Source organism: Dactylosporangium sp. CA-139114 (assembly GCF_050955725.1).
In the GTDB taxonomy this organism is placed as follows: domain Bacteria; phylum Actinomycetota; class Actinomycetes; order Mycobacteriales; family Micromonosporaceae; genus Dactylosporangium.
Window position 1 is genome coordinate 8,858,717 of record NZ_CP192080.1, and the last position, 25,577, is coordinate 8,884,293.

Here is a 25,577-nt window from a genome sequence, read left to right on the forward strand (position 1 = left end):
CGCGAAAATTTCTCGTCACCACGACCATCGCGAGGGTGCATGCTGAGCCCATGAACATCCGCAGTGACCGGCGCGCCGACGCCTGGGAACGGCGCACCGCCGGGCCGCTCACCGCGCTGGCCGTGGTGTTCCTGGTGGCGTACGCGGTGCCGATCCTGCGCCCCGGCCTGCCCCGGGGCTGGCACGGCGCCTGCGAGACGGCGAACCTCGTCATCTGGGCCGTGTTCGTCGCCGACTACGCGATCAGGTTCCTGCTGCACGTCCAGCGGGTGCGGTTCGTTCGCGGGCATCTGTTCGATCTGGCGGTACTGCTGCTGCCGGTCCTTCGCCCCCTGCGGGTGCTGCGGCTGTTCACGGCCGTCCTGGTGCTGACCCGGCGCACGGAAGCCTGGGCCCGCGGGCGCCTGGCCCTGTACGTCGGCGCCACGAGCATCCTGCTGATCTTCGTCGGCGCGCTGGCCGTGCTCGACGCCGAGCGCGCCAACGCGGACGCGAACATCACCAGCTACGGCGAGGCCCTGTGGTGGGCGTGCGTGACGATCACGACGGTCGGGTACGGCGACCACTTCCCGGTCACGACGGACGGCCGGCTCGTCGCGATCGGGCTCATGATGGGCGGGATCGGGCTCATCGGCTTCGTGACGGGCTCGCTGGCCACGTGGATCGTCGACCGGATCTCGGTGCGGGACGAGGACGCCCAGGACGCCACCAAGAGCGACATCGCGCAGGTCCTCGCCGAGGTGCGGGCCCTGCGCGAGGAGGTCGCGCAGCTGCGACGGGCTCAGGCGGAGCCGACCGTCCAGTAGACCTGGTTGTAGTCGAGCAGCTCGAGCCGCTCGCCGGTGTCCTGGTAGGTCGTGATGCCGCAGTTGGCCGGGGACTGCCCGGACGGCCACCGCTGCGCCTGCGCGTAGGTCCAGCCCTCGAGCAGGAACCGGAAGCAGCGCAGCGTCCCGCCGTGCGTCACGATCATGATCTTCTGGCCGGCGTGGTCGCGGAACAGCGCGTTGAGGAACGTGTGCACGCGCCCGACGACGTCGGCGAGGCTCTCCCCGCCGGGCGGGCGGGCCATGAACCCGCCGAACGTCTGCCAGTACTCGTTCAGCCACGGGAACGCCGCCTCGGCCTCGGCGGTCGTCATGTCGTAGGCGAATCCGGGGTCCCGCTCGCGGATGAACAGGTCGGTCTTGACCCGCATCCGGGCCCGTTCCGCGGCGGGATAGGCGCTCAGCACGCCCTCGGCGGTCTGGTCGGTCCGGGCGTACCCGCTGGTGAACACGTAGTCGAAGGAGCCGAACCGGTCCCGGACGGCGTGCCCGGTCTGCTCGGCCTGCTTGTGCCCGTCGGCGGTCAGGTCGATGAGATGGTCCGGCACACCGCGGACCACCTGGCGGGCGGCGTCGTCGGCGAAGTACACACTGCCCTTCTTGGCCAGGTTGCGCGCCGACTCGGCGTGGCGGACGAGCACCAGGAGGGCGGGTCGGGAAGAGTCCATCTACGACTCGTACTGCTCCTGCGGCACCGCGATCAAGATGACATCCGACACCGAGATGAACGGGATCGCCTCGCCGTTGACGTTGTCGGTGACCTCGCGCCCGCTGTATCGGCCGGTGACGCGCACCCACTGCTGGTCCTGCAGCCCGTCGGGCAGCTCGCCGTCGAGCGCGACCTTGACCGGCCGGGCGTCGGCCGCGCAGCAGCTGACCATCATCCGGGCCAGCAGCCACTGGTCCTGCGGCCCGCGCATCACGAAGCCGGTGAGCTGGATGCGGCGCTCGCCGAGCGAGGCGCCCTTGTCGAACACGGCCCGCGAGGCATAGTCGAGCATCGTGAGGCTCAGCGGGTCGCCGGCGGGCAGCGGCGCGTACTCCGAGCGGGCGGTCACCGCCGAGCCGGAGCGCCCCGCCGCGTAGGAGCCGAGCGCGGGCGGCGCGAACAGCAGCAGCCCCAGCACCGGCGCGAGCAGCAGCCACGCCACTCTGGGCCCGCCGTGGGCGTGCCCGTGCCCGTCGTCGTCGTGCCCGGCGGCCGCCGCCTTCGAGCCCCACAGCTCGTACCACAGCGTGAAGGCCCCCGCGACCACCAGGATCGCGCCGGCGGCGATGAGATACGGCTGCAGGCCCGCCTTGACGTAGTTGAGGTATTGCCCCGACAGCGACGCCCGCAGCACCGCCCCGCCGACGAGCAGCAGGATGACGGCCTGCGCCTGCTTGTTCACAACAGCACCGGTCCCAGGATCGCGGAGACGAGGATCGCCATGACGAACGTGGCGGGCGCGAAGCGCAGCGCGAACCGGCGGCCGAAGATGCCCGCCTGCATCGCGAAGAGCTTCAGGTCGATCATCGGCCCGACGACCAGGAACGCCAGCCGGGCGGTGAGCGAGAACTGGGTCAGCGACGCGGCCACGAACGCGTCGGCCTCCGAGCAGATCGACAGCAGGACGGCGAGCAGCCCCATCACGACGATCGCCAGGACCGGGTTGGACGCGACGTGCTCCAGCCAGGTCTTGGGCACCACGACGGCGATGACGGCCGCGGACGCGGCCCCGATGACGAGGAACCCGCCGGCGTGCAGCACGTCGTGGCGCACCGAGGCCCAGAACGCCGGCCACTTGGCCATGCCGTCCAGGTGCGCCCGCGACGGCATCCGCAGCCAGCTGCCCTTGCCGAACGCCTGCCACAGCCAGCCCATGAGGCAGGCGACCACGAGACTGGCCACCGCCCGGCCCACCACCATCTGCGGCTGGCCCGGGAAGGCGACCGCGGTGGAGATCAGCACGACCGGGTTGACGGCCGGCGAGGCGAGCAGGAACGCGAACGCGGCGGCCGGGGTGACGCCGCGCTGCACGAGCGCGCCGGCCACGGGCACCGACGCGCACTCGCAGCCGGGCAGCACGACGCCGGCCACGGACGCTGTCGGCACCGCCAGGGCCGGGTGCGACGGCAGCGCCTTGGCGAAGAACGACGGCGGGATGAACACGGCGATGATCGCGGAGAGCACGACGCCGAAGACGAGGAACGGGATCGCCTGGGTGAGCACCGAGACGAACACCGTCATCCAGGTCTGCAGGGCCGGCGTGGCCAGCGAGCGGGTGATCGGGCCGCGCAGCAGCACCACGAGCACGAGCAGGACCGCGAGCACCTCGACGGACCCGGGCCGCCGGCGCTTGCGTGGGGGCGCCTCGGCCTCCGCGGGGGGTACGTGCTCGTCGGTCACCGTCACGACCAGGAGGCTACCCCGTCGATCGGTACCGCCGGCATGAAGCGCCGACGAACACTTCGCAGCGTGAACTCCCGGACACCGGGCTGGTCGCCGACAAGCAACGACCGGCCCGGTGGGTTCGCCTTCCAGCGCGGACTAGCGGACTGGCGGACTAGCAGCCGGGGAGACGCTCGATCAGGTACGACTCGACCTGGTCGATCGACACCCGCTCCTGGCTCATCGTGTCGCGGTCGCGCACGGTGACCGCGTTGTCGTTGAGCGTGTCGAAGTCCACCGTCAGGCAGTACGGGGTGCCGATCTCGTCCTGGCGGCGGTACCGCCGGCCGATGCCCTGGGCGTCGTCGAAGTCCACCGTCCAGCGCTTGCGCAGCTGGGCGGCGAGGTCGCGGGCCTTGGGCGAGAGGTCGGCGTTGCGCGACAGCGGGAGCACGGCCGCCTTCACCGGGGCGAGCCGCTTGTCGAAGCGCATGACCGTGCGCTTGTCGACGGAGCCGCTGGTGTTCGGCGCCTCGTCCTCGTCGTAGGCCTCGAGCAGGAACGCCAGCACGGCGCGGGTGAGGCCGGCGGCGGGCTCGATGACGTAGGGCACCCACCGCTCCTTCTTCTCCTGGTCGAAGTAGGACAGGTCGACGCCGGAGTGCTTGGAGTGCGTGGTGAGGTCGAAGTCCGTGCGGTTCGCGATGCCCTCGAGCTCGGAGAACTCCTGGCCACCGAAGCGGAAGCGGTACTCGATGTCGACCGTGCGCTTCGAGTAGTGCGAGAGCTTCTCCTTCGGGTGCTCGTAGAAGCGCAGGTTCGCCTCGGAGATGCCCAGGCCGATGTACCAGTTCCAGCGCTCCTGCAGCCAGTACTCGTGCCACTGCTCGTCGCTGCCCGGCTCGACGAAGAACTCCATCTCCATCTGCTCGAACTCGCGCGTGCGGAAGATGAAGTTGCCCGGGGTGATCTCGTTGCGGAAGCTCTTGCCGATCTGCGCGATGCCGAACGGCGGCTTCTTGCGCGCCGCACCGGCCACGTTGTTGAAGTTGACGAAGATGCCCTGCGCGGTCTCGGGGCGCAGGTAGTGCAGGCCCTCGTCGTTCTCCACGGCGCCCAGGTAGGTCTTCATGAGGCCGTTGAACATCCGCGGCTCGCTGAAGGTGCCCTTGTTGCCGCAGTTCGGGCAGTTGATCTCGCCGAGCACGAACGGCTTCTCGGTGCCGTTCTTCTCGACCCAGGCCTCCTCGAGGTGGTCGGCCCGGAAGCGCTTGTGGCACGAGGCGCACTCGGTCAGCGGGTCGACGAACGCGTCGACGTGGCCGGAGGCGACCCAGACGTCGCGGGCCAGGATCACGGCGGAGTCGAGGCCGACGATGTCGTCGCGCTGCTGGACCATCGTGCGCCACCACTGCCGGCGGACGTTGTCCTTGAGCTCCACGCCGAGCGGGCCGTAGTCCCAGGCCGAGCGCGTGCCTCCGTAGATCTCGCTCGACGGGAAGACAAAGCCGCGGCGCTTCGCGAGGCTGACGACGGAATCGATGCGATCTGCGGCCATGGTTCCTCCTACGCCTCACGGCGACTGGCTGTCGGCAAGGCTGGTCGTGTGGTGTCCGGACTTGGGTCGTTACCCGGGCAAACCGTCAAACGTCACCATCGACGGTACGGTTACGCCGCGGCGAGCCGCACCAGATTAACGGGCGCGCCGGGCGGCTCCGCGCCGCGGTCGGTCTAGTCGATGCCCCCGCAGATCACGTAGCGGGTGCCGGCCTGCTCCATCGTGTACTCGTGATCGACCCAGGTCGTGCGCTCGCGCACCTGGGCCGGGACGGTGATCGTGTCGCTGATCGTGACGTCGTCCGCGTTGACCTTGAAGTCGGTGACCGGCGTGGCGCCGAAGTGGTCGGAGAACCAGCCGACCGAGTGGGTGCGCTGCTGCTCGGCGCACAGCTGGCGGCGGGCGGTGGCGTAGTCCTGGTCCCGCACGGCGGTGAGGTAGTCCTCGACCACGGCGGCGACCTGGCCCTTGCCGATCGAGTCGGCGTAGGGCAGCAGGAGCGTGATGCCGACGACCCCGCCGACGCAGCACAGCACGAGCACCAGCCCGCCGATGCCCAGTCCCCACCACAGTCCGCGCAGGTCGCGGTCGCGCGGCGGCGCGGCGAACGGCGCGGCCACGCCCGGCCCGCGCGGCGGGGGCGGGACCTCGTCGGCCCGCTCCCAGAGGGGAGGCGGGCCGGCCTGCGGCGGCATCATGGCGTTCAGCCTATCCAAGGGCGCCGGGCGAGCGCTTGCGCTCAGGCGCGGTCACTGGTGGTCACGGTCAGCTCGCCGCCCGGCGCGGCCTCGGCCAGCACCTCGAACGCGGAGGGCTCGTCGAGGGCCTGGGCCAGCAGCGGCGTGGCGTACATCTTGACGTCGAAGTTCGACAGCGCGCGGCGGTACGCCCCGACCGACGCCCACTCGGTGACGATGCTCCAGTGGGCCGGGTCGTCGAACGCGCGTCCGAGGCGGCCGCGAAGATACCCTGGGCAGGCCGCGAGGGCGGCGAGCGCGGTGTGAGCACGGCCGGCGAAGCCGTCGTCCCCCTCGACGACGAACCTGGTCATCACGAGCATGCCGCCGAGCATACGGAAAGGACGTCTGGCCCCATGACCGAGCGTGTGCTCGTCCGCCTGCACCGGATGAACAAGACCGTGGCGTTCCTGGCCGCCGCGGTGCTGGTCTTCCTCGGGCTGCTGCTGCCGGGAATCGTGGGCTCGGCGGTGCTGCTGGTGTTCGCCGCCGCCCTGATCTGGCTGCTCACGAAGACGTGGGCCGTCACCCCGCCCCAGATGCGGTTCCCCCGCGTGATCATCCTCGCACTGCTCCTGGCCGCCGCGGCGTACAAGGCAAGTTGACAACGATTCCCATTATCGGGCAGGCTCGAAGGGTGGTTCTCCAGGTCGAACGGGCGGTCGTCGCCTACGATGGCCGGCCCGTCCTCGACGGGGTCTCGCTCTCGGTGCGCGCGGGCGAGGTGGTCGCCGTCCTCGGCGCCAACGGCTCGGGCAAGTCCACCCTCGTGAAGGCCTCGATGGGGCTGGCCCCGCTGGCCGGCGGCGAGGTGCGGCTCTTCGGCACCCCGCTGCGGCGCTTCCGCGGCTGGCACCGCATCGGCTACGTGCCCCAGCGCGTCGGCGCCGGCTCGGGCGTGCCCGCGACCGTCGGCGAGGTGGTGGCCGAGGGCCGGCTGGCCCGCCGCGGCTTCCTGCGCCCCGCGTCCCCGGCCGACCGGCGCGCCGTCGCCGAGGCCCTCGACGCGGTCGGCCTGGCCGACCGCGTCCGCGAGCCGGTCTCCGTGCTCTCCGGCGGCCAGCAGCAGCGGGTGCTCATCGCCCGCGCCCTGGCCGGCGGCCCGGAGCTGCTGGTGCTGGACGAGCCGACGGCCGGCGTGGACGCGGTGAGCCAGGAGCTGTTCGCCGGCTGCCTGCGCCGCTTCGTGACCCAGGGCGGCACGGTCGTCTTCGTCGCGCACGAGCTGGGCCCGCTGCGCCCCCTGATCACCCGCGCGGTCGTGGTGAGCCGCGGCGAGATCGTGCACGACGGCGCCCCGCCGGAGACCGACAACGACCACGTGCACCCCCACGCCGACGCCGGCCACCGCGCCGCCGCCGACCCGCACGTGCACGCCCACCCGGCGCCCGACGGCCACGTCCACACCACGGCCGACGTCCACGTCGCAGCCGGCGTCCACACCACGGCCGACATCCACGTCGCGGCCGGCGTCCACACCGCGGCCGACGGGCACGTGCGCCCGAACGTCGCCGCGGCCTGAGCGGGGCCGGCGTGAGCATCTTCGCCTACGACTTCATGATCCGCGCCCTGCTCGGCGCGCTCATCACCGGCGCGTCCGCGCCCGCGATCGGCACCTACCTGGTGCAGCGGCGCCTCTCCCTGATCGGCGACGGCCTCGGTCACGTCGCGCTCACGGGCGTCGGCCTCGGCCTGCTGCTGCACCGCTCCCCCGTGATCATGGCGGTCCTGGCCGCCGCGGCCGGCGCCGTGGTCATCGAGCTGGTCCGCGAGCGCGGCCGCACCTCGGGCGACATCGCCCTGTCCATGCTGTTCTACGGCGGCATCTCCGGCGGCGTGGTCCTCGTGAACCTGTCGGACGAGCAGAGCAGCCGGAGTCTGGTGACGTACCTCTTCGGCAGCCCCCTCACCACGAACCGCCAGGACCTGACGGTCATGCTGATCCTGGGCGTCGCCGTGCTGGCGGTGGCGATCCTGCTGCGGCCCTGGCTGTTCGCGGTGTGCCACGACGAGGAGTACGCCCGCGTGTCCGGCCTGCCGGTGCGCACCCTGAACCTGATCCTCGCCATCACCACGGCCGTCACCGTCACGGTGGCCATGCGCGCCGTCGGCCTGCTGCTGGTCAGCGCGCTCATGGTCGTCCCGGTGGCGACGGCCCAGCAGATCACCCGCGGCTTCCGCGCCACGATGCTGACCGCGATCGGCATCGGCCTGCTCGTGTCGGGCCTGGGCGTGTGGCTGTCCACGGCGATCGACACCGGGCCGGGCGCCACGGTCGTCCTGCTCGCCATCGCCGGCTTCTTCGCCGTGACCGTCGCCGTCTCCGCGCTGCGGGCGGCCCGCCGCGCCCGCCATCGCAGCAGCTCCGCCGAGGCGGAGGAGGTCGAGCCCAGTGCCGTCGCCTGAGCCGCCGGACCGGCACCCGCACCAGCACCAGCACCAGCACCCGCATCAGCACCCGAACGACGGCTTCGAGGCCGCCGGCGAACTGCTCAAGGCCCTCTCCGCGCCGCTGCGCATCCGCATCGTGACCGAGCTCGCCGGCGGGCCGCGCTGCGTCCACGAGCTGGTCGAGACCCTCGGCGCCCCGCAGCCGCTCGTGTCGCAGCACCTGCGCGTCCTGCGCGGCGCCGGCGTCGTGCGCGGCTCCCGGCGCGGTCGCGAGATCGCCTACGCTCTGATCGATGAACACATCGCGCACATCGTCGCCGACGCCGTCAGCCATGCGCGCGAGGGCTGAGCGCCTCGCGGCGGCGGTCCTGGTGGCGGCGCTGGCCGTGACCGGCTGTTCCGATGGCGCGAAACCCTCGTCCTCGTCCGGTGCCCCGGCCACGAGCAGCGCCGCGCCCGTGGCGACCGATCCCGCGTCCGTGTTCAAGGCGGCCGTCGCGAAGACGAACAGCGTCGCGCTGTCGTTCACGATCGACTCGGACCTCGGCACGCTCGGGCAGATGCAGGGCGACGGCGCGTCCGACCCCGCCAAGCAGGCGACCGCCTACAAGGCCGAGCTGCTCACCCCCGACCGGAAGATCGACATTTCGGCGGTCCTGGTCAGCCCCGACCTGTACCTGCAGGTCACCGGGATCACCACCGACCGCTGGGCGCATCTGGACGTCACCAAGGTCAAGTCGCTGTCCAAGCTCGGGCTCGACGCCACCGGCAGCCCGACCGGCCTGGGCGCCCTCCCCGGCGAGATCGTCACCGTGACCCGGACGGGGCCGGGCGCGTTCAGCGGCACCCTGGACAAGAGCAAGACCCCGGTCGCGGCCGGCGCCGGCGCGACCGAGGCGCTCAAGAGCGTGCCGTTCGAGGCCACGGTCGACGCGAACGGCTACGTCACGCAGCTCGTCACGCACACCCCGCCGCTCGGCACCGCGCCCGCGTCGAGCACCACGGCGAAGTTCGCGAACTTCGGCAGCGGGACGATCAAGATCGAGCGCCCGGACTCCGCCACGGTCGAGCAGGCGCCGGATTCCCTCTACCAGACACTGCAATAACCCGCGGCGTAGGCGACGCTGGGAGCCATGAAGCTCTATGCCGACCGCGCCCCCGTCGCCTTGCGGCAGTTCCTGACCGACGCGCTCGTCGTCGTGTGGGTGTACGCCTGGATCCGGCTCGGGATGAGCCTGTTCGACCTCGTCCAGAAGCTCGCCGTGCCCGGCCAGAAGCTCGAGGGCGCCGGCAACGGGCTGGCCTCGAACCTCAGCTCGGCGGGCGACAAGATCGACAAGGTGCCCGGCGTCGGCGACTCGATCGCGACCCCGTTCCGCAACGCCGCGAACGCCGCGACCTCGCTGGCCAACGCCGGCAAGGAGCAGCAGGAGATCGTCAACGACCTGGCCTGGATCCTGTCCGTGGTCGTCGTGCTGGTGCCGGTGCTGCTCGTCGTCGGCGTCTGGCTGCCGCTGCGCGTGCGCTGGGCGCGGCGGGCGGCGTCGGCCGCGAGGCTGCGCACGGTGACGGCGGGCCGGGACCTGCTGGCCCTGCGCGCGCTGGCGACGCAGCCGCTCAAGCGCCTGATCAAGGTCGACCCCGAGGTGGCCGCCCGGTGGCGCCGCGGCGACCCGGAGACGGTGGAGGCCCTGGCCGAGCTCGAGCTGCGCTCCCTCGGCCTGCGCTGAACGCCGGCCCGGGCGCAGGGAAAGGGGCCCCGGCGATCGGACCGGGGCCCCGCGAGTCGAACCGTCAGAAGCGCCGCCGCACGTCCTCGGCCGTGGAGGGGCCCGGCGACCAGTCCGCGGTGCTGGGACCGTCGGTGGTGGCCGGCACGATGCCCTCCTCGAGCGAGAGGTACCGCCCGGCCAGCACCCGCTTGGCCGCCGAGACCTCCACCGAGTCGGCGTTGGTCCACAGCTCGGCGAACAGCGCCTCGGCCCGCAGCGTGGCCTGCCGGCAGAACAGGTCCGCCAGCTCCAGGCCCTCGGGGCGCTCGGCGAGCTCCGTGCGCGCCTTCACGCACGCGGCGGACATCGCGAACAGCTCGGCCCCGATGTCGACCACGCGGCCGAGGAAGCCCTGCTTGTGCTCGAGCTTGCCCTGCCAGCGCGCCATCGCGTAGAAGGTCTCGCGGGCCAGCCGGCGCGAGGCCCGCTCGACGTAGCGCAGGTGCGGGGCCAGGGCGCCGAACTCGGCGAAGCCGCCCGGCAACTGGCCCTTGCCCGCGACCAGGGTCGGCAGCCACCTGGCGTAGAAGCCGCCGGCCTTCCCCGCCGCCTTCGCCTTGCGGCCCAGGCCCGCGTCGGGGTCGATGATGTCGCCCGCGACCGAGAGGTGCGCGTCGACGGCCTCCCGGGCGATGGCCAGGTGCATGATCTCCGTCGAGCCCTCGAAGATCCGGTTGATGCGCAGGTCGCGCAGGATCTGCTCGACCGGGATGGCCCGCTCGCCGCGCGCGGCGAGGGAGTCGGCGGTCTCGTAGCCGCGGCCGCCCCGGATCTGCACGAGCTCGTCGGCGACCTTCCAGGCCAGCTCCGAGGCGTACAGCTTGACCAGCGCGGCCTCGATGCGGATGTCGTTGCGGTTGTCGTCGGCGAGGCGGCAGGAGACCTCGATCATGGCCTCCATCCCGTAGGTGGAGCCGGCGATGAACGCGATCTTCTTGGCGATCGCCTCGTACGTGCCGATCGGCCGGCCCATCTGCACCCGCTCCGCGGCCCACTCGCGGGCCACGCCGAGGCACCACTTGCCGGCCCCGACGCACATCGCCGGCAGCGACAGCCGGCCGGTGTTGAGCGTGCTCAGCGCGATGCGCAGGCCCTGGCCCTCGCCGCCGATGACGTTCTCCTTGGGCACGCGCACGTCGTGGAAGCGGGTGACGCTGTTCTCCAGCCCGCGCAGGCCCATGAACGCGTTGCGCCGCTCGATGGTCACGCCGGGCGCGTCGCCCTCGACCACGAACGCGGTGATCCCGCCCTTGTGCCCCTCGCTCCTGGGCACCAGCGCCATGACCACGAACAGGGTGGCCAGGGTGCCGTTGGTGGCCCACAGCTTGACGCCGTTGAGCAGGTAGTCGCCGTCCTCGGTGGGCACCGCGGCGGTGCGCAGCCCGGCCGGGAACGAACCGACCTCCGGCTCGGTGAGCAGGAACGCGGACACCTCCCCGGCGGCCAGGCGGGGCAGGAAGCGCTGCTTCTGCTCGTCGTTGCCGACCAGCTTGAGCGGCTGCGGCACGCCGATCGACTGGTGCGCCGACAGCAGCGCGCCGATGGACGGGTTGACCGAGCCGACGAGCATGAGCGCGCGGCAGTAGTCGAGATTGGTCAGGCCCAGCCCGCCGTACCGCTCGTCGATCTTCATCCCGAAGGCGCCCAGTTCCCCGAGCGAGCGCAGCACCTCGTCCGGGATGTGGGCGTCGCGCTCGATCTGCTGGCCGTCCACCTCCGCGCTCAGGTAGGCGGCGAGCTTGGCGCGGAACTCGGCGCCGCGCGCCTCGGCGGCCGGATCGAGCTCCGGCAGTGGGTCGATGAGATCCAGGCGCAGCCGGCCGAGGAACAGCTCCTTGCCGAAGCTCGGCTTGCGCCATTCGGTCTCGCGGTTCTCCTCGATGACCTTGCGCGCCTCCCGTTCCGCGCGCACCGACGTCGCAACCATGGACACCCCCAGGTAGACGCTCCCGAACATCCAGGTTATTACCCGCGGGTAGCGTCGGCTATGCCAACGATCGCGGCCGCGACGGCGGCGGGCGCCTCGTCGGGGATCCAGTGGCTGACCCCGGCCAGCGGCACGAACCGGTAGTCGGCCGCGACGTGCTCGGCACAGGCGCGCGCCGCCGCCGGGCCGATCGCCACGTCCCCGTCGCTCCACACGTACGTCGTCGGCACCGTCGAGGGCCCCAGCCCGACGAGGTCGCGCGAGCCCATCGCCCGGTACCAGTTCAGCGCCGCCGTCAGCGCCCCCGGCTCGAGCAGCGGCCGCACGTACCCCTCGACGTCCTCCAGCGGCGCGAACAGCCCGCGCAGCCGTCGGGCGGAGTCGGCCAGCAGCACCTCCTCGGCCTTGCCCGGCTGCCGGAAGAGCTTGATGTACGCCGAGCGCTCCCGCTGGTCCGGGTCGTGCGCGTAGGCGTAGGCCGACGCGTGCGGGTGCGGCACCGAAACCGCCGTGAGCGTGCGCACCCGGTCGGTGTGCCGCAGCGCCACGTGCCAGGCGCAGATCGCTCCCCAGTCGTGCCCCACCAGGTGTACCGCCGGAATCTCCAGCGCGTCGAGGACCGCCACGACGTCCAGCGCGCACTCGGTGATCCGGTAGGCCTCGACCGTCGCCGGACGGGCGCCCGGCGAGGTGCCCCGCTGGTCGAGGGCGTAGGTGCGCAGGCCCGCGGCGTGCAGCAGCGGGGTGACCGCCGCCCACTCGCCGCTGTGCTGCGGGAAGCCGTGCAGCAGCAGCACCGGGTCCCCGCCGGGAGGGCCGCCGTCGAACACGTCGAACGTGAGCGATCGCGCCGTGATTTTCATGACCAGAGACTACGAGTCGGCGGCGATCACTGTTACCGTCGGGAAACAACTGCACATCCGACAGGGGAGCGCACAGCGCTGAGAGTGCGACGGCCGTCCGACGGCGTCGCAGACCCTCGAACCTGATCTGGGTAATGCCAGCGCAGGGAGCTCGGTCACCTCACGCCAGCCGTCACGTCGGCCCGTCCAAGGGCCGGCGTGACGTCGCGTCTCCTTCTGGTTCGCACGAACTGGGAGGTTCAACCATGCAGACCCGTTGGCGGACCGTCGACATCGTCGTCGCGTCCATCATCGCCGTGGCCTTCGCCGGGGTGTTCTACGCCTGGAACAACCTGTGGAACGCCCTGGAGAGCTTCGCGCTGCCCTGGCGCGCGGTGATCTACGGCGTGTGGCTCGTCCCCGCGGTCCTCGGGCCGCTGGTCATCCGCAAGCCCGGCGCCGGCCTCTACACCGAGCTCGTCGCCGCGATCGTCTCCGCGCTGTTCGGCTCGGCGTGGGGGCTCACGGTCGTGGTGTCCGGCCTGGTGCAGGGCATCGGCGGCGAGTTCGGCTTCGCCGCGACCGGCTACCGCGGGTACAAACTCGTCAACGCCCTGGTCGCGGGCGCCCTCTCCGGCGTGGGCGCCGCGCTGTTCGACCTGAGCGTCTACTACGGCGACACGTTCACGGCCGGCCAGAAGTGGACCTACGCGGCGCTCGTCGTGGCCAGCGGCGCGATCGTCGCCGGCGGCGGCAGCTGGGCCCTGCAGCGGGCGCTGTCGCGCACGGGCGTGCTGGACCGCTTCCCGTCCGGCCGGGAGCGGGTTGCCGTCTAAGCGTTGAGCACCGTCGAATTCCGCGGGTTCGGGTGGCGGCACGCCGGGCGCAAGGCCTGGGCGGTCCGCCACCTCGACCTGCGCATCGAGCACGGCGAGCGGGTCCTGCTGCTCGGCGCCTCCGGGGCCGGCAAGTCCACGCTGCTCGCCGCCCTCGCCGGCCTGCTCGCCGAGGACTCCGGCGAGCAGGAGGGCGAGGTCCTGGTCGACGGCCGCGACGCGCGCCGGCAGCGCAACACGACGGGGATCGTGTTCCAGGACCCGCAGACCCAGCTCGTGATGAGCCGGGCCGGCGACGACGTCGCCTTCGGCCTGGAGAACCGCGGCGTGCCCCGGGCCGGGATCTGGCCGCGGGTCGACGCCGCGCTGAGCGCCGTCGGCTTCCCGTACGACCGCTCCCGCAGCACCGCCGCGCTCTCCGGCGGCGAGCAGCAGCGGCTGGCCATCGCCGGCGTGATCGCGCTGCGGCCCGGGCTGCTGCTGCTCGACGAGCCGACCGCGAACCTCGATCCGGAGGGGGCGCAGCTCGTCCGTACCGCCATCGCCAAGGTCATCCAGGACCTCGACGCGACCCTGGTGCTGGTCGAGCACCGGGTCGACGAGGCCCTCCCCCTGGTCGACCGGACGATCGTGATCGGCGACGACCCCGACGCGGTCTGGAGCCCCGGCGCCCCGCTGCCGGTCCGCCCGGCCGCCACCGCCCCGGGCGAGGCGCTGCTCACCGCCGAGCGCCTGGCCCTGCCGCACACCGCCGCGATCGTCGACGAGGAGGTGCGCGCGGGGCAGGCCCTCGCGGTCGAGGGCCCCAACGGCGCCGGCAAGACGACCCTCGCGCTGCTGCTCGGCGGCCTGACGAAGCCGCGGGGCGGGCGGGTGACGGCCTCGGCCGCGCTGGCCGGGCGGGACGCGGGCCGCCCGCCGCACCGCTGGCGGGCGCGGAGCCTGGCCACGCGGATCGGCTCGGTGTTCCAGAACCCCGAGCACCAGTTCGTCACCGACACCGTCCGCGCCGAGCTGGCCCTCGGGGGCGCGTCCGAGGCGACGGTCGATCGCCTGCTGCAGCGGCTGTACCTCGACCGCCTGGCCCTCGCCAACCCCTTCACGCTCTCCGGCGGCGAACAGCGCCGGCTCAGCGTCGCGACCGCGCTCGCCGCCGCGCCCCGGGTGCTGGTCCTGGACGAGCCGACGTTCGGGCAGGACCTGCGCACCTGGCGGGAGCTGGTGACCCTGCTGGCCGACCTGCGCGACGAGGGCCGGGCGCTGGTGCTGGTCACCCACGACCCGCAGCTCGTGGCCGCGATCGGCGACCGGCGGCTGGAGCTGCGCCGATGACCGGGCCTTCGCCGACGACCGGACCTTTGCCGACGACCGCATCCTCGCCGACGACCGGACCCGCGCCGGTGCACGGGACGTGGCTCGGGCGGCGCGACGCGGTGGCCAAGCTGCTCGCCGCGCTGCTGGTGACCGCGGCCGTCGTCACGACCCTGGACCCGGTCGCCTCGCTGACCGTCATCGGCGCGCTGCTGGTGCTGCTGCCGTTCACTGGACTCGGCCTGGGCACGCTGTGGCGGCGGGGCTGGCCGATCCTGGTCTCCGCGGCCGGCATCTTCGGCTTCACGGTGCTGCTGGGAGCCCAGGACTCGCCGGTCGTCGCGCACGTCGCCGGGCTCGACGTGCGCGAGAACGCGGTCGGCTACGCCCTGCGGCTGCTCGCCGTCGGGCTGCCGGGCTTCGTGGTGTTCGCGACCATCGACCCGACCGACCTCGCCGACTCGCTCGTCGCGCACCTGCGGGTCCCGCCCCGGTTCGCGATCGGCGCCCTGGCCGCGCTTCGCCTGGCGCCGCTGCTCGCCGGGGAGTACCGGCTGATCCGGCTCGCGCGGCGCGCCCGCGGTACCAAGGCCGGGCCCTTCTCCACGCTCTTCGGCCTGCTCGTCGCGGCCATCCGGCGCGGCATCCGGCTGGCGACCGCCATGGAGGCCCGCGGATTCGACCGGGGCGAGCCGCGCACGATCGCCCGGGATACCCGATTCGGGTGGATGGATGCCCTGGTAGTGGCCCTCGGCCTGGCCCTCGCGCTAGCGGTGGTCACGCTGAAGTTCGCACGCACATAGGCATATCGCTACCTGTTGTTCGCCCACGGCATCGAGGGTCGGCGGTGAGAACCACCGGATTCCAGCTGAGGAGCGTTCATGGGCCACGGTCACGGCCACCACCATCACCACGAGGACCTGCCGCAGGCAGCCGGCGACGTCCCCGCGGTGCTCGACGCGTCGATCCCGGACAGCGAGCTCTCGCCCGGCGACGTCTCCCGCCGCGGGTTCCTTCGCCGCGCGGGTCTGCTCGGCGCGGCGGCCGCCGCGGGCGGCGCGCTGGCGAACGCCGGCGTCGCGCACGCGCACGGCGACGAGCACAGCCACGACTTCGACGGCTGGGACCGCCACGGCCACAGCCGCCCGTCGAACAACAACCTCACGTGGCTGGCGGGCGACCACCACATCCACACCCAGTTCTCCAGCGACGGCATGTACCGGGTCGACGACCACGTGCGGCACGCCTCCGCGTTCGGCCTGGACTGGATGGTCATCACCGACCACGGCACCGTCCAGCACTCGAAGATCGGCGTCGACAAGGTCAACCCGCTCATCCGCGGGGCCCGCGACGACTACAAGGACATGCTGGTCTTCCAGGGCCTGGAGTGGAACATCCCGGCCGCCGAGCACGGCACGGTCTTCGTGCACCCGGGCGCCAACGAGGTCGCGGTCCTCAAGGAGTTCGAGGGCACCTTCGACGGCTCGGTGCAGGGCTCGGTCAACCCGGCCAACGTCACCGAGGCCCTCGCGATCGCCGGCATCAAGTTCCTCGGCGACCAGGTCGCCAAGCGGCGGGTCCAGGACGCGCTGTTCCTGGCCAACCACCCGGCCCGCAACGGCATCGACTCGCCGCACGAGATCCGCGGCTGGCGCGACGCCAACCCGCAGATCGCGATCGGCTTCGAGGGCGCCCCCGGCCACCAGGCCGCCGGCATCGCCAAGCCGCTCGGCGGCGGCGCGGGCCGCGGCTTCTACGAGAACGCCCCCAACGCGAACTCGTTCGCCGGCTACCCGCCGGAGAGCTACCGCACCTGGGGCGGCTTCGACTGGATGACCTCCACCGTCGGCGGCCTCTGGGACAGCCTCCTGGCCGAGGGCAAGGCGTGGTGGATCACCGCGAACTCGGACTCGCACGTCGTCTACGAGGAGACGGCGAAGCGCCCCGACAACACGGACTTCGCCACCAACGGCTACCACTTCGACCCGGTGTACGGCCAGCCGGCCAACCTCACCCCCGGTGACTTCTGGCCCGGCTACTACAGCCGCACCCACGTCGGCTCGAGCAACTTCAGCTACGCGGCGGTCATGGCCGGCCTGCGCGCCGGTCGCGTGTGGGTCGACCACGGCCACCTGATCGACGGCCTCGACGTGCAGGTGCGCGTCAAGGGCTCGCCGGTCGGCACCACCCTGGGCGGCTCGCTGCAGCTGCGCCGCGGCCAGCGCGCCGAGCTGGTCATCAAGGTCGCGCTGGCCGCCAAGGCGAACTGGGCGAACTTCGTGCCCAAGCTGGCCCGCGTCGACGTCATCCGCGGTGCCGTCAAGGGCGCCGTGTCCGACCGGGACACGTTCAAGGCCCCCGACACCAAGGTCGTCAAGTCCTTCGAGGTGACCCCGGCCAAGGGCACCGTGTCGTTCACCTACGACCTGGGCGTGGCCGACCAGCCGTTCTACGTGCGCGTGCGCGGCACCGACGGCAACCGCACCGCCCCCGGCTACCTGGGCGCGGCGATCGACCCGGCCGGCCCGGCGATCGACGTGCTCGGCGACGCCGACCCGTGGAAGGACCTCTGGTTCTACGCGAACCCGATCTGGGTCCTCCCCCGGTGATGCGGTTCCCCGACGTCCAGGCGGCCGACCATCACATCCTGGCGGCCGGCCGCCCCGCGTTCACGTACTTCTCCGGCGGGGAGGTCCTCGTCGGCGCCGAGGCCGAGCAGCCCCCTGAGGGTGCTCGCCAGGTGGTGTTCGAGGGCCACGAAGGGCTCAAGGGCACCATCGCGGTGTCGGCGATCCTCGACGGCTCGGCGATCGAGAAGGTCGTGATCCTGGGCGGCATGGCGGCGGTGCCGCAGATGCTGGTCGACACGCGCGACTTCGTGCGGCCGGTCTGGCGCGACGGCGCGCTCACGCTGGTCACCCAGTTCGCCCGCAACGGCGTGCTGGTGCCCTTCGAGCCGCCGAACAACCGCCCCTGCTGCGCGGACCACTGAACCGAGGTTTTGCCGGGGCCCGCTGGGATTCCAGCGGGCCCCGGCTAGTCTCGGGGCCGTGCGCAACGCCCTCGGGGACATCGCGAAGGACTGAAGATGCTGCAGCGGTACGACGAACGCAACGCCGAGCTCAAGTACTGGGTCAACGGCACGCTCCGGCACCGGGACGAGCCGGGCGTCTCCCCGTTCGACTCCGTCGTGCAGGGCGGCGACGCGGTGTGGGAGGGGCTGCGGCTGTACGACGGCGGCATCTACGGCCTGCACGAGCACCTGGCGCGGCTGCGGCGCTCGGCGGTCTCGCTCGGCTTCGAGGGCGTCCCCGCCGACGCCGAGATCATCGCGGCCCTGCGCGAGACCCTGGCCGCCAACGACATGCGCGACGGGGTGCACGTCCGGCTCACCCTGACCCGCGGCGTGAAGGTCACCAGCGGCATGGACCCGCGCCTCAACCGCTCCGGCTGCACGCTGATCGTGCTCGCCGAGTTCAAGGCCCCGGTGTACGACACCGGCGGCCTCACCCTCGTCACGAGCAGCGTCCGCCGGCCTTCCCCGGACGTGCTCGACCCGCGCATCCACCACAACAACCTGCTCAACTCGATCCTCGCCAAGCTCGAGGCGAACGTGGCCGGGGCCGACGACGCGATGATGCTCGACGCGCGCGGCTTCGTCGCCGAGACCAACGCCACCCACCTGTTCGCGGTCGCCGGCGGCGAGCTGCTGACCCCGCGCGCGGTCGCCTGCCCGGAGGGCATCACCCGCGACACCGTCCTGCGCATCGCGCCGCTGCCGGTGCGGGAGCGGGACCTGGCCCAGGTGGAGATGTATACCGCCGACGAGGTGTTCTGCACCGGCACCATGGGCGAGATCGCCGGCGTGGTCGCCATCGACGGCCGCCCCGTCGGCGACGGCAAGGTCGGCCCGGTGACGCGGCAGATCGCCGAGCTGTACCGCGCCCACGCCCGCGCCAATGCCGTCGCCCTCTGAGTTCGAGGCGCTCGCCGGTCGTGTCCTGCCTCGAGGCCGGCCTCACCGCGTCCGGTCTGCCCGCAGCGCCGCCGCCGCCAGCTCCTCGTAGAGCGGCCGGGCCCGCGCCACGAGCGGCTCCAGGTGGGCGGGGACCTCGGCGGGCCGCGGGTCGTAGGGCGCGAAGCCGGTGGAGCGTTCGACGGCGGCGTACCAGTACGGCGCCCACACCCCGTCCGTGTCGCGCCGCCCGGCCGGCCAGGCCAGCATCGCCGGGTCCCAGGCCAGGCCGAGCGCCGCGCACAGGGCGCCCAGCGTGCCGGCCGGGTCGCGCAGCACGTCGGCGGCGTCGAGCACCGGCCCGCCGTACGCCCGGAAGATCTCGACCTGCTGCGGGTACCCGAGGTCCTCGAGCGTCGGCTCCCCCCGCACCTTGGCGTAGGACGCGACCACGTGGGCCGGGTCGCGGATCAGGAACGCGTTGCTCACCTCGGCCAGCCAGTCCCGCCCGATCATCGGCAGCAGGTGGTGGGTCATGTGCTTCTGGTAGAACACCGCGGCGTCCACCGGCGCGAGCAGCCCGGCGACCGCGTCCGGCCAGCGCCGGGGCTGGGAGCCCAGGATCTCCTCCCGGCCCGGATGGTCGAGCCCGGTCTCGGCCAGATAGTGCGCGTACAGCGGCTCGTCGACGACCACGGCGTCGGGCCGCGCGCCGAAGCTGCGCATCATCGCCGTGGAGATGTTGCGCGGGCCTGACCACATCGCGACTCGCACCGTCATGGTGCACGAGGGTAACCCACGTGCCGTTCCGCCCGTTTTACACGCGAATAGCACGAAATCCTGGCGCGCGTCGATGCGATCCACTCGGCGTCGCGGCGCTTACTGTCGAGGACGGAGCCTTACCGAGCGCCCGCCCCGCCACCAGGCTTTCTTGGAGACCGACGACGAACCATGCTGCGCGGGAGAAAGGGGCCGGTCGATGGACCTGCTGATCGACGTGCGAGTGGCGCGGCGCGACTCGGGCGCGACGCTGGACCGCACGGTCCGGCTGCGGGCCGACCCGGGTGGCGCGGTGGCCGACCTGATCGCCGCGCTGCTGGGCCTGCTCGACCCGGCCGAGCGGCCGCAGCAGACCACGTGGGCGTGGCTCGCGCGCACCGGCCGCCGCCTCGACCCGAACCGCCCGCTCGGCGACCAGGGGCTGCGCTGCGGTGACATGGTCCTGCTGGCCCCGCCCGAGCAGCGCCCCGAGCGGCCGCAGCGGGCCGAGGAGCACCGCTTCGAGCTGCTGGTCCTGGCCGGCCCGGACGCCGGGATCTGGGTGCCGCTGCCGCCGGGCGAGTTCGTCCTCGGCACCGACCCGGCGAGCGACCTCGTGCTCACCGACCCGACGGCCGGGCGGCGCCACCTGCACCTGGGCATCGGCAGCCACGAGGTGGCGGCCACGGACCTACGCTCGCCGGGCGGCACCCGGCTGGACGGGGAGCCGCTGACCGGGACGGCGACGCTGACCGCCGGGCAGCTGCTGCGGCTCGGGGCCACGCTCGTCACGGTCGAGGAGGTCCCCGCGGAGGCGCCCGCGCCCAAGGGGCCCCCGCCCGCCGTGTGGCTGCCGGTCGTACCGCAGCCGCCGAAGCGTCGTCGTCTGACGCTGCGCCGCCGGGCCGCCGATCCCGCCGCCGAGTTCGAGGCCGCCATGGACCGGGCCGAGGCGGACGCGGCCATCAAGCACCGGGCCGTCGTGCAGGCGCGCCGGGCCGAGGCGCCCAGCGTGGCCCACCTGGCCCGGGCCGCCGACCGGCAGGAGAAGCCGGCCCGCCGCCCCGACGACCGGGACTTCCTCACGCTGCGGATCGCCACCGCCGACCAGCCGAGCCGGCTGCGCTTCGAGCAGGCGCCGACCACCGGGGACTTCGACCCCGCGCACACCGAACGGATCGGCGAGCTGCGGCAGCGGTACGCGATCGACCCCGACGTCCCCGTGGAGGCCGACCTGCGCACCCTGGGGGCCCTCGGCGCGCACGGCGACGAGGAGACCCGCCGGGCGGTGCTGCGCTCCTGGGTGGTGCAGCTGGCCACCCTCGCCGGCCCGAACGACCTGGCCCTCGTCGTGCTCGCCACCCCCGAGGAGGCCGAGCACTGGCGCTGGACCGGCTGGCTGCCGCACACCCGCACGCTGACCGCGGCCTTCGCGCCCGGCGCCCGCACGGTCGCGGCCCAGGAGGAGGACCGCCGGCGGGTGCTCGCCCTGGTCGAGGCGCTGCTGCGGCAGCGGCGGCTGGGCCGGCACGCGATCGCCGAGCAGTTCGTCCCGCACGTGGTGGTGGTGCTTCCGGACGCCGATTCCGTGCCGCCCGAGGCCCTCGCCCGCCTGGTCGAGGACGGCCCCCGGGGCGGGATCAGCCTGCTCACGGCGGCCGGGAGCGCCCGCGCGCTGCCGGCCGGCGTGGTGGCGCTGGAGGGCGACGGGATCGGCGCGGCGGTCGCCGACCGGGTCGCGCACGCCCTGGCCGCCAACCGGGACGCGGCCGGCGGCGCGGCGCCGCGGATCGCGCCGCTCGGCGAGGTCCTCGGCCTCGGCGGGGAGCCGGCCCCGAGCGCGATCGTGAAGCGCTGGGTGCCCTCCACCCGCGACCGCGGCCTGGCCGCCCCCATCGGCTTCGGCGGCACCGGCCCGCTCGTGGTCGACCTGCGCCGCGACGGCCCCAACGGCATCATCGTGGGCGCGCCGGGCTCGGGCCGGGCCTGGCTGCTGCGCTCCTACCTGGCCGCGCTGGCCGCGACCTACCCGGCCAACCGGCTCACCTTCGTGCTCGTGGACGCCGCCGGCACCACGTTCGCCGAGTGCACCGAGCTGCCGCACACCGTCGGGCTGTTCACCGGGGACGACGGCTACATGGCCCGGCGGATCCTGGTCTCGCTCGGCGCCGAGGTGCGCCGGCGGGAGGGGGTGCTGCGCCGGCACGGGGTCAAGGACATCGTCGAGATGGAGCGCAGACACCCGGCCGCGGCCCCGGCCAACCTGCTCATCGTCGTCGCCGAGTTCACGACCGCGCCGCCCGAGTTCGTCACCGGGCTGCGGGAGCTGGCGCGGCGCGGGCGCTCGGCCGGAGTACACCTGCTGCTGTCCACGGCGTATCCGCACGGCGCCGTCGACGACGACCTGCGCGCCGAGGCGCCGCTGCGCATCGCGCTGCGCGTCGAGGAGGAGCAGGACAGCCTGGAGGTGCTGGAGCGCCCCGACGCCGCCCACCTCTCCCCGCTGCTGCCCGGCCGCGCGTTCGTGCGCACGGTGACGTCGGACCCGGACGCGGTGCAGATCGCGTACGGCGGGGCCCGCTCCCCCGCCGACCGCTCGGCCGGCCCGACCCTGGTCACCGAGTGGCGCTTCGAGTCCGGCCTGCACACCCCGGTGCCCGACCTCGAGGAGCCGGTCGCCTCGGTCCCCCCGCCCGCGCCGGCCGACGACGGCGAGGTCACCGACCTGCGGCGCCTGGTCGCGGCCATCTGCGCGGCGCACCGGGAGGCGCGGGTGCCCGACCAGCCCAAGGCCTGGCACGCCCCGCTGGAGGCCACCTACGACCTCGACGCGCTGCCGGAGCCGCCCGAGACCGGCCGCGACGCCTTCGCCGCCCCGATCGGGATGGTGGACCTGCCCAACGCCCAGGCGGTGCAGGTCTGGCCGCTGGACCTCGACGAGCTCGGCCACCTGCTGGTCTTCGGCCCGGCGGGGGCGGGCAAGACGACGCTGCTGGACACGGTGGCGGCCGCGTTCGCCCGGCGCTACGACGCCTCGGCGCTGCGGGTGTACCGCGTCGACGGCACCGACGCCCCGGCGGCCGCGAAGGTGCTGGACAGGATCCGCGGCCTCGTGGCCGAGCGGGCCGCGCTGGCCGAGCCGGACGGCGCCCGCGTTCTCGTCCTCGTCGACGGCCACGACCCGCTGCTGAACGAGGCGCTGACGGCGGTCGCGGCGGGCGGCAAGGCGGTCGGCGTGCATCTGCTGCTCGCGACCGAGCAGCGCAGCGCCGTCCCGACGTCCCTGTCCCGGCTGATGCCGGGCCGGATCGTGCTGCGCTCGGCGGGCCGCGGCGTCGTGGAGAGCACCGTGGAGCTGCAGATCGCCACGGCGGGGCCGGCCGCCCGTTCGGGTGACGTCGTCACCCCGGCCCCGGCCGCGCACGCCGGGGCGAAAACCCGTGGGGCCGCGAAAACCACAACTCCTGCACAACGCCCCCGCCAGTTGCAGCTGGAGGTCTGAGTACGCTGAAGCATCGTGCAGCACAATCCTGGTGAGTACCGTGCGGGCTTCGCCTGCTTCGTCGGCCGTCCCAACGCCGGCAAGTCGACGCTGACCAACGCCATCGTCGGTCAGAAGATCGCGATCACGTCGCCGAAGCCCCAGACCACCCGGCACACCGTGCGCGGCGTGGTCCACCGGCCCGACTCCCAGCTCGTGCTCGTGGACACGCCCGGGCTGCACCGCCCGCGCACGCTGCTCGGCGAGCGCCTCAACGACCTCGTGCGCTCCACCTGGAGCGAGGTGGACGTGATCGGCCTGTGCCTGCCCGCGGACGAGGAGATCGGCCGCGGCGACCGGTTCATCAGCGGCGAGATCGCCGAGCTCAAGGCGACCCTCGTCGCGGTCGTGACGAAGACCGACCTGGTGGACCGCGCGACGCTGGCCAAGCGCCTGCTGGCCGTGCAGGAGCTCGGCGCGTTCGCCGACATCGTCCCGGTGAGCGCCGTCTCCGGCGAGCAGGTCGGGACCCTGGTCGACGTGATGATCTCGCACCTGCCCCGCTCGCCCCAGCTGTACCCGGACGGCATGCTCACCGACGAGCCCGAGCAGGTCCTCATGGCCGAGCTCATCCGCGAGGCGGCCCTGGACGGGGTCCGCGACGAGCTGCCGCACTCGATCGCCGTGCTCGTCGAGGAGGTCGTGCCGGAGGACGGCCTGACCCGCATCTTCGCCGACATCTACGTAGAGCGCTCCAGCCAGAAGGCGATCGTCATCGGCCACCGGGCGAGCCGCCTCAAGGAGGTCGGCACCCGCGCCCGGCGGGAGATCGAGGACCTGATCGGCGGCCGGGTCTACCTCGACCTGCACGTGCGCGTGGCCAAGGACTGGCAGCGCGACCCGAAGCAGCTGCGCCGCCTGGGCTTCTGATGGCTGCGTGCTCTGCCCGCGTCGCGCCCGGCCCCGCACCGCGGGTGGCGGGCGGCGCGGCGGTGCCCGAGGGGCGCCGCTGATGTCCGGGGGCGGCTCGGGGTTCCGGGGAAAGCTCTATCGCGACGACGCCGTGGTGCTGCGGGTGCAGAAGCTGGGCGAGTCGGACCGCATCATCACGCTGTTCACGCGGCACCACGGCCGCATCCGGGCCGTCGCGAAGGGCGTGCGCCGCACCACCTCGAAGTTCGGGGGGCGGCTGGAGCCGTTCGGGCACGTGGACGTCCAGCTGCTGGAGGGGCGAACCCTCGACGTGATCAGCCAGGTGGAGGGCGTCGACCTGTTCGGGCGGCGGTTCCTGGACGACTATTCGCGGTACACGGTGGCCAGCGCGATCGCCGAGACCGCCGAGCGCCTCACGCCCGTCGAGCAGGAGCCGGCACTGCGGCTGTTCCAGCTGACCCTCGGCGCCCTGCGTGCCCTGGCCGTGGCCGAGCACGCGTGCAGCCTCGTGCTGGACGCGTACCTGCTGCGGGCCATGAGCTCGGCCGGCTGGGCCCCCGCGCTGCGCGAGTGCGCGGTCTGCGGCACGCCCGGCCCGCACCGCGGCTTCTCGATCGCGGCGGGCGGCGCGGTCTGCCCGGACTGCCGCCCGCCGGGCGCGGCCCACCCCGCCCCGGCGACGGTCGACCTGATGACGGCGCTGGTCGAGGGCGACTGGACGGTCGCGGACAACGCGTCCCCGGTCCACCAGCGCGAGGCGAGCGGCCTGGTGGCGGCGCACCTGCAATGGCACCTGGAACGCTCCCTGCGCTCTCTACCCCTGGTCGATCGCGAGGAGCGCCCCCGGCTTCCCCCGCCGCCGGCCGGACGCATCGCCCCGGCCGGGCCGCTCGACGGGCCGGCCGGATCGCTCGCCCCAGCCGGACCCCTCGACGGGCCCGGATCGCTCGCCCCGGCGGAGCCGCTGGACGGCTCGGCCGGACCCCTTGGTCACGCTGGAAAGGAACGTCCGTGAGCAGGAACTTCCGCCCGCCGTCCGTGCACCCCACCGGTGCCCGCCCGCCGGCGCTGCCGAAGGAGGCCGTGCCGCAGCACGTGGCGATCATCATGGACGGCAACGGCCGCTGGGCCAAGGAGCGCGGCCTGGCCCGCACCGCGGGCCACACCGCCGGCGAGGCCGCCCTCTTCGACGTGATCGAGGGCGCGCTGGAGCTCGGCGTCAAGTACGTCAGCGCGTACGCCTTCTCGACCGAGAACTGGAAGCGCTCCCCGGACGAGGTCCGCTTCCTCATGAACTTCAACCGCGACGTCATCCACCGCCGCCGCGACGAGTTCCACGAGATGGGCATCCGCGTGCGCTGGGCCGGCCGCCGCCCGCGGCTGTGGCGCTCGGTGATCAGCGAGCTCGAGTACGCCGAGCAGCTCACCCGCCACAACGACCTGCTCACGTTCACCATGTGCGTCAACTACGGCGGCCGCGCCGAGGTCGCCGACGCCGCGGCCCGCATCGCGGCGGACGTGAAGGCGGGGCGCCTGAAGGCCGACCGCATCACGGAGAAGACGTTCGCCCGCTACCTGGACGAGCCCGACCTGCCGGACGTGGACCTGATGATCCGCAGCTCGGGCGAGATGCGCACGTCGAACTTCATGATCTGGCAGGCCGCGTACGCCGAGTTCGTCTCGGTCGACGCCCTGTGGCCCGACTTCGATCGCCGCCACCTCTGGTACGCCTGCGAGGTGTACGCGAAGCGCGACCGCCGCTTCGGAGGCGCCATCCCGAACCCGGTAGCCCCGACCCTGACGACCTGAGCCGCTCCCGCGACCTCGTCGCTCGCGAAATGTCCGGCGCCGGCGCGCCGGACATTTCGGTTGTCTCA

At 73.2% G+C, this 25,577-nt stretch carries 25 protein-coding genes, 1 pseudogene and 1 riboswitch; of the genes and pseudogenes, 17 read left to right on the forward strand and 9 right to left on the reverse strand.

The window, feature by feature from the left end:
- The first annotated feature begins 50 nt into the window (after positions 1 to 50).
- The gene (locus tag ACQP2P_RS39690) at positions 51 to 806 is read left to right on the forward strand and encodes a potassium channel family protein (protein ID WP_433609915.1); all 756 of its coding nucleotides are present in this window, start codon (positions 51 to 53) and stop codon (positions 804 to 806) included.
- Here ACQP2P_RS39690 and ACQP2P_RS39695 read toward each other — a convergent pair.
- The 6 genes from ACQP2P_RS39695 to ACQP2P_RS39720 form a co-directional block, all read right to left on the reverse strand.
- On the reverse strand, positions 782 to 1,495 hold the full coding sequence (locus ACQP2P_RS39695; RefSeq protein WP_433609917.1) for a histidine phosphatase family protein: 714 nt from the start codon (positions 1,493 to 1,495) through the stop codon (positions 782 to 784). The genes ACQP2P_RS39690 and ACQP2P_RS39695 overlap by 25 nt on opposite strands.
- Positions 1,496 to 2,218 (reverse strand): TIGR03943 family putative permease subunit, encoded by a 723-nt coding sequence (locus tag ACQP2P_RS39700; RefSeq protein ID WP_433609919.1) that lies wholly within the window; start codon positions 2,216 to 2,218, stop codon positions 1,496 to 1,498. It abuts the gene before it with no gap.
- On the reverse strand, positions 2,215 to 3,222 hold the full coding sequence (locus ACQP2P_RS39705) for a permease (protein ID WP_433609921.1): 1,008 nt from the start codon (positions 3,220 to 3,222) through the stop codon (positions 2,215 to 2,217). Before ACQP2P_RS39705 ends, ACQP2P_RS39700 begins: the two co-directional genes overlap by 4 nt.
- 151 nt (positions 3,223 to 3,373) lie before the next feature.
- The gene (locus tag ACQP2P_RS39710; protein ID WP_350620761.1) at positions 3,374 to 4,756 is read right to left on the reverse strand and encodes a glycine--tRNA ligase; all 1,383 of its coding nucleotides are present in this window, start codon (positions 4,754 to 4,756) and stop codon (positions 3,374 to 3,376) included.
- 173 nt (positions 4,757 to 4,929) lie between these two features.
- The gene (locus ACQP2P_RS39715) at positions 4,930 to 5,454 is read right to left on the reverse strand and encodes an Rv0361 family membrane protein (protein WP_433609923.1); all 525 of its coding nucleotides are present in this window, start codon (positions 5,452 to 5,454) and stop codon (positions 4,930 to 4,932) included.
- Between the two features lie 41 nt (positions 5,455 to 5,495).
- Complete coding sequence (locus ACQP2P_RS39720; RefSeq protein ID WP_433609925.1) at positions 5,496 to 5,816, reverse strand: antibiotic biosynthesis monooxygenase family protein; 321 nt, start codon at positions 5,814 to 5,816, stop codon at positions 5,496 to 5,498.
- A gap of 33 nt (positions 5,817 to 5,849) precedes the next feature.
- Here ACQP2P_RS39720 and ACQP2P_RS39725 point away from each other — a divergent pair, with 33 nt between their 5' ends.
- The 6 genes and pseudogenes from ACQP2P_RS39725 (at position 5,850) to ACQP2P_RS39750 (ending at position 9,614) form a co-directional block, all read left to right on the forward strand.
- On the forward strand, positions 5,850 to 6,098 hold the full coding sequence (locus ACQP2P_RS39725) for a DUF6703 family protein (RefSeq protein WP_433609927.1): 249 nt from the start codon (positions 5,850 to 5,852) through the stop codon (positions 6,096 to 6,098).
- Between the two features lie 32 nt (positions 6,099 to 6,130).
- A pseudogene (locus tag ACQP2P_RS39730) lies at positions 6,131 to 6,826 on the forward strand (metal ABC transporter ATP-binding protein); the annotation flags it as partial.
- Positions 6,827 to 7,026: 200 nt separating this feature from the next.
- The gene (locus ACQP2P_RS39735; protein ID WP_433609929.1) at positions 7,027 to 7,899 is read left to right on the forward strand and encodes a metal ABC transporter permease; all 873 of its coding nucleotides are present in this window, start codon (positions 7,027 to 7,029) and stop codon (positions 7,897 to 7,899) included.
- A gap of 82 nt (positions 7,900 to 7,981) precedes the next feature.
- The gene (locus tag ACQP2P_RS39740) at positions 7,982 to 8,233 is read left to right on the forward strand and encodes an ArsR/SmtB family transcription factor (RefSeq protein ID WP_433619461.1); all 252 of its coding nucleotides are present in this window, start codon (positions 7,982 to 7,984) and stop codon (positions 8,231 to 8,233) included.
- Positions 8,217 to 8,990: a hypothetical protein gene (locus tag ACQP2P_RS39745; protein WP_433609931.1), complete on the forward strand. Its 774-nt coding sequence runs from the start codon at positions 8,217 to 8,219 to the stop codon at positions 8,988 to 8,990. The genes ACQP2P_RS39740 and ACQP2P_RS39745 overlap by 17 nt, the downstream gene beginning before the upstream one ends.
- A 27-nt stretch (positions 8,991 to 9,017) precedes the next feature.
- Positions 9,018 to 9,614, forward strand: a complete 597-nt coding sequence (locus ACQP2P_RS39750; protein ID WP_433609933.1) for a hypothetical protein — start codon at positions 9,018 to 9,020, stop codon at positions 9,612 to 9,614.
- A gap of 64 nt (positions 9,615 to 9,678) precedes the next feature.
- Here the strand turns inward: ACQP2P_RS39750 and ACQP2P_RS39755 are convergent, their stop codons facing one another.
- Entirely contained in the window at positions 9,679 to 11,583 is a 1,905-nt protein-coding gene (locus ACQP2P_RS39755; protein WP_433609935.1) for an acyl-CoA dehydrogenase family protein, read from the reverse strand.
- Positions 11,584 to 11,621: 38 nt separating this feature from the next.
- Positions 11,622 to 12,446, reverse strand: coding sequence for an alpha/beta fold hydrolase (locus ACQP2P_RS39760; protein WP_433609937.1), 825 nt, complete (start codon positions 12,444 to 12,446; stop codon positions 11,622 to 11,624).
- A 52-nt stretch (positions 12,447 to 12,498) separates the two neighbouring features.
- A riboswitch (TPP riboswitch) is annotated at positions 12,499 to 12,613 on the forward strand.
- Positions 12,614 to 12,691: 78 nt separating this feature from the next.
- On the opposite strand from ACQP2P_RS39760, the gene ACQP2P_RS39765 reads away from it, so the two are divergent.
- From ACQP2P_RS39765 to ACQP2P_RS39790, 6 genes are all read left to right on the forward strand, one after another.
- Entirely contained in the window at positions 12,692 to 13,261 is a 570-nt protein-coding gene (locus tag ACQP2P_RS39765; protein WP_433609939.1) for an ECF transporter S component, read from the forward strand.
- A 3-nt stretch (positions 13,262 to 13,264) separates the two neighbouring features.
- Complete coding sequence (locus tag ACQP2P_RS39770; protein WP_433609941.1) at positions 13,265 to 14,593, forward strand: ABC transporter ATP-binding protein; 1,329 nt, start codon at positions 13,265 to 13,267, stop codon at positions 14,591 to 14,593.
- Positions 14,594 to 14,619: 26 nt separating this feature from the next.
- Positions 14,620 to 15,375 carry an energy-coupling factor transporter transmembrane component T family protein gene (locus tag ACQP2P_RS39775; RefSeq protein WP_433609943.1) on the forward strand — a complete coding sequence of 252 codons (756 nt, stop codon included), beginning with the start codon at positions 14,620 to 14,622 and terminating at the stop codon, positions 15,373 to 15,375.
- A 78-nt stretch (positions 15,376 to 15,453) separates the two neighbouring features.
- Positions 15,454 to 17,181, forward strand: coding sequence for a PHP domain-containing protein (locus ACQP2P_RS39780; protein ID WP_433609945.1), 1,728 nt, complete (start codon positions 15,454 to 15,456; stop codon positions 17,179 to 17,181).
- The gene (locus ACQP2P_RS39785) at positions 17,178 to 17,564 is read left to right on the forward strand and encodes a hypothetical protein (RefSeq protein ID WP_433609947.1); all 387 of its coding nucleotides are present in this window, start codon (positions 17,178 to 17,180) and stop codon (positions 17,562 to 17,564) included. Before ACQP2P_RS39780 ends, ACQP2P_RS39785 begins: the two co-directional genes overlap by 4 nt.
- A 96-nt stretch (positions 17,565 to 17,660) precedes the next feature.
- Positions 17,661 to 18,548, forward strand: coding sequence for an aminotransferase class IV (locus ACQP2P_RS39790; protein ID WP_433609949.1), 888 nt, complete (start codon positions 17,661 to 17,663; stop codon positions 18,546 to 18,548).
- Positions 18,549 to 18,590: 42 nt separating this feature from the next.
- On the opposite strand, the gene ACQP2P_RS39795 is transcribed toward ACQP2P_RS39790, so the two are convergent.
- Positions 18,591 to 19,307: an HAD family hydrolase gene (locus tag ACQP2P_RS39795; protein ID WP_433609951.1), complete on the reverse strand. Its 717-nt coding sequence runs from the start codon at positions 19,305 to 19,307 to the stop codon at positions 18,591 to 18,593.
- Between the two features lie 199 nt (positions 19,308 to 19,506).
- Between ACQP2P_RS39795 and ACQP2P_RS39800 the strand changes: the two genes are divergently transcribed.
- The 4 genes from ACQP2P_RS39800 (at position 19,507) to ACQP2P_RS39815 (ending at position 25,509) form a co-directional block, all read left to right on the forward strand.
- Complete coding sequence (locus ACQP2P_RS39800; protein WP_433609953.1) at positions 19,507 to 22,788, forward strand: FtsK/SpoIIIE domain-containing protein; 3,282 nt, start codon at positions 19,507 to 19,509, stop codon at positions 22,786 to 22,788.
- 15 nt (positions 22,789 to 22,803) lie between these two features.
- Entirely contained in the window at positions 22,804 to 23,697 is an 894-nt protein-coding gene (era, locus tag ACQP2P_RS39805; RefSeq protein ID WP_433609955.1) for a GTPase Era, read from the forward strand.
- A gap of 82 nt (positions 23,698 to 23,779) precedes the next feature.
- On the forward strand, positions 23,780 to 24,715 hold the full coding sequence (gene recO, locus ACQP2P_RS39810) for a DNA repair protein RecO (RefSeq protein ID WP_433609957.1): 936 nt from the start codon (positions 23,780 to 23,782) through the stop codon (positions 24,713 to 24,715).
- Positions 24,712 to 25,509 carry an isoprenyl transferase gene (locus ACQP2P_RS39815; RefSeq protein ID WP_433609959.1) on the forward strand — a complete coding sequence of 266 codons (798 nt, stop codon included), beginning with the start codon at positions 24,712 to 24,714 and terminating at the stop codon, positions 25,507 to 25,509. Before recO ends, ACQP2P_RS39815 begins: the two co-directional genes overlap by 4 nt.
- The last annotated feature ends 68 nt before the right edge of the window (positions 25,510 to 25,577 follow it).

Coding starts and splice junctions, on each gene's coding strand:
- ACQP2P_RS39710 (WP_350620761.1), bottom strand. CDS start 4,756: ATGGCCGCAGATCGCATCGATTCCGTCGTCAGCCTCGCGAAGCGCCGC.
- ACQP2P_RS39780 (WP_433609945.1), top strand. CDS start 15,454: ATGGGCCACGGTCACGGCCACCACCATCACCACGAGGACCTGCCGCAG.
- ACQP2P_RS39750 (WP_433609933.1), top strand. CDS start 9,018: ATGAAGCTCTATGCCGACCGCGCCCCCGTCGCCTTGCGGCAGTTCCTG.
- ACQP2P_RS39725 (WP_433609927.1), top strand. CDS start 5,850: ATGACCGAGCGTGTGCTCGTCCGCCTGCACCGGATGAACAAGACCGTG.
- ACQP2P_RS39795 (WP_433609951.1), bottom strand. CDS start 19,307: ATGACGGTGCGAGTCGCGATGTGGTCAGGCCCGCGCAACATCTCCACG.
- ACQP2P_RS39790 (WP_433609949.1), top strand. CDS start 17,661: ATGCTGCAGCGGTACGACGAACGCAACGCCGAGCTCAAGTACTGGGTC.
- ACQP2P_RS39755 (WP_433609935.1), bottom strand. CDS start 11,583: ATGGTTGCGACGTCGGTGCGCGCGGAACGGGAGGCGCGCAAGGTCATC.
- recO (WP_433609957.1), top strand. CDS start 23,780: ATGTCCGGGGGCGGCTCGGGGTTCCGGGGAAAGCTCTATCGCGACGAC.
- ACQP2P_RS39690 (WP_433609915.1), top strand. CDS start 51: ATGAACATCCGCAGTGACCGGCGCGCCGACGCCTGGGAACGGCGCACC.
- ACQP2P_RS39715 (WP_433609923.1), bottom strand. CDS start 5,454: ATGATGCCGCCGCAGGCCGGCCCGCCTCCCCTCTGGGAGCGGGCCGAC.
- ACQP2P_RS39695 (WP_433609917.1), bottom strand. CDS start 1,495: ATGGACTCTTCCCGACCCGCCCTCCTGGTGCTCGTCCGCCACGCCGAG.
- ACQP2P_RS39765 (WP_433609939.1), top strand. CDS start 12,692: ATGCAGACCCGTTGGCGGACCGTCGACATCGTCGTCGCGTCCATCATC.
- ACQP2P_RS39800 (WP_433609953.1), top strand. CDS start 19,507: ATGGACCTGCTGATCGACGTGCGAGTGGCGCGGCGCGACTCGGGCGCG.
- ACQP2P_RS39745 (WP_433609931.1), top strand. CDS start 8,217: ATGCGCGCGAGGGCTGAGCGCCTCGCGGCGGCGGTCCTGGTGGCGGCG.
- ACQP2P_RS39720 (WP_433609925.1), bottom strand. CDS start 5,816: ATGCTCGTGATGACCAGGTTCGTCGTCGAGGGGGACGACGGCTTCGCC.
- ACQP2P_RS39760 (WP_433609937.1), bottom strand. CDS start 12,446: ATGAAAATCACGGCGCGATCGCTCACGTTCGACGTGTTCGACGGCGGC.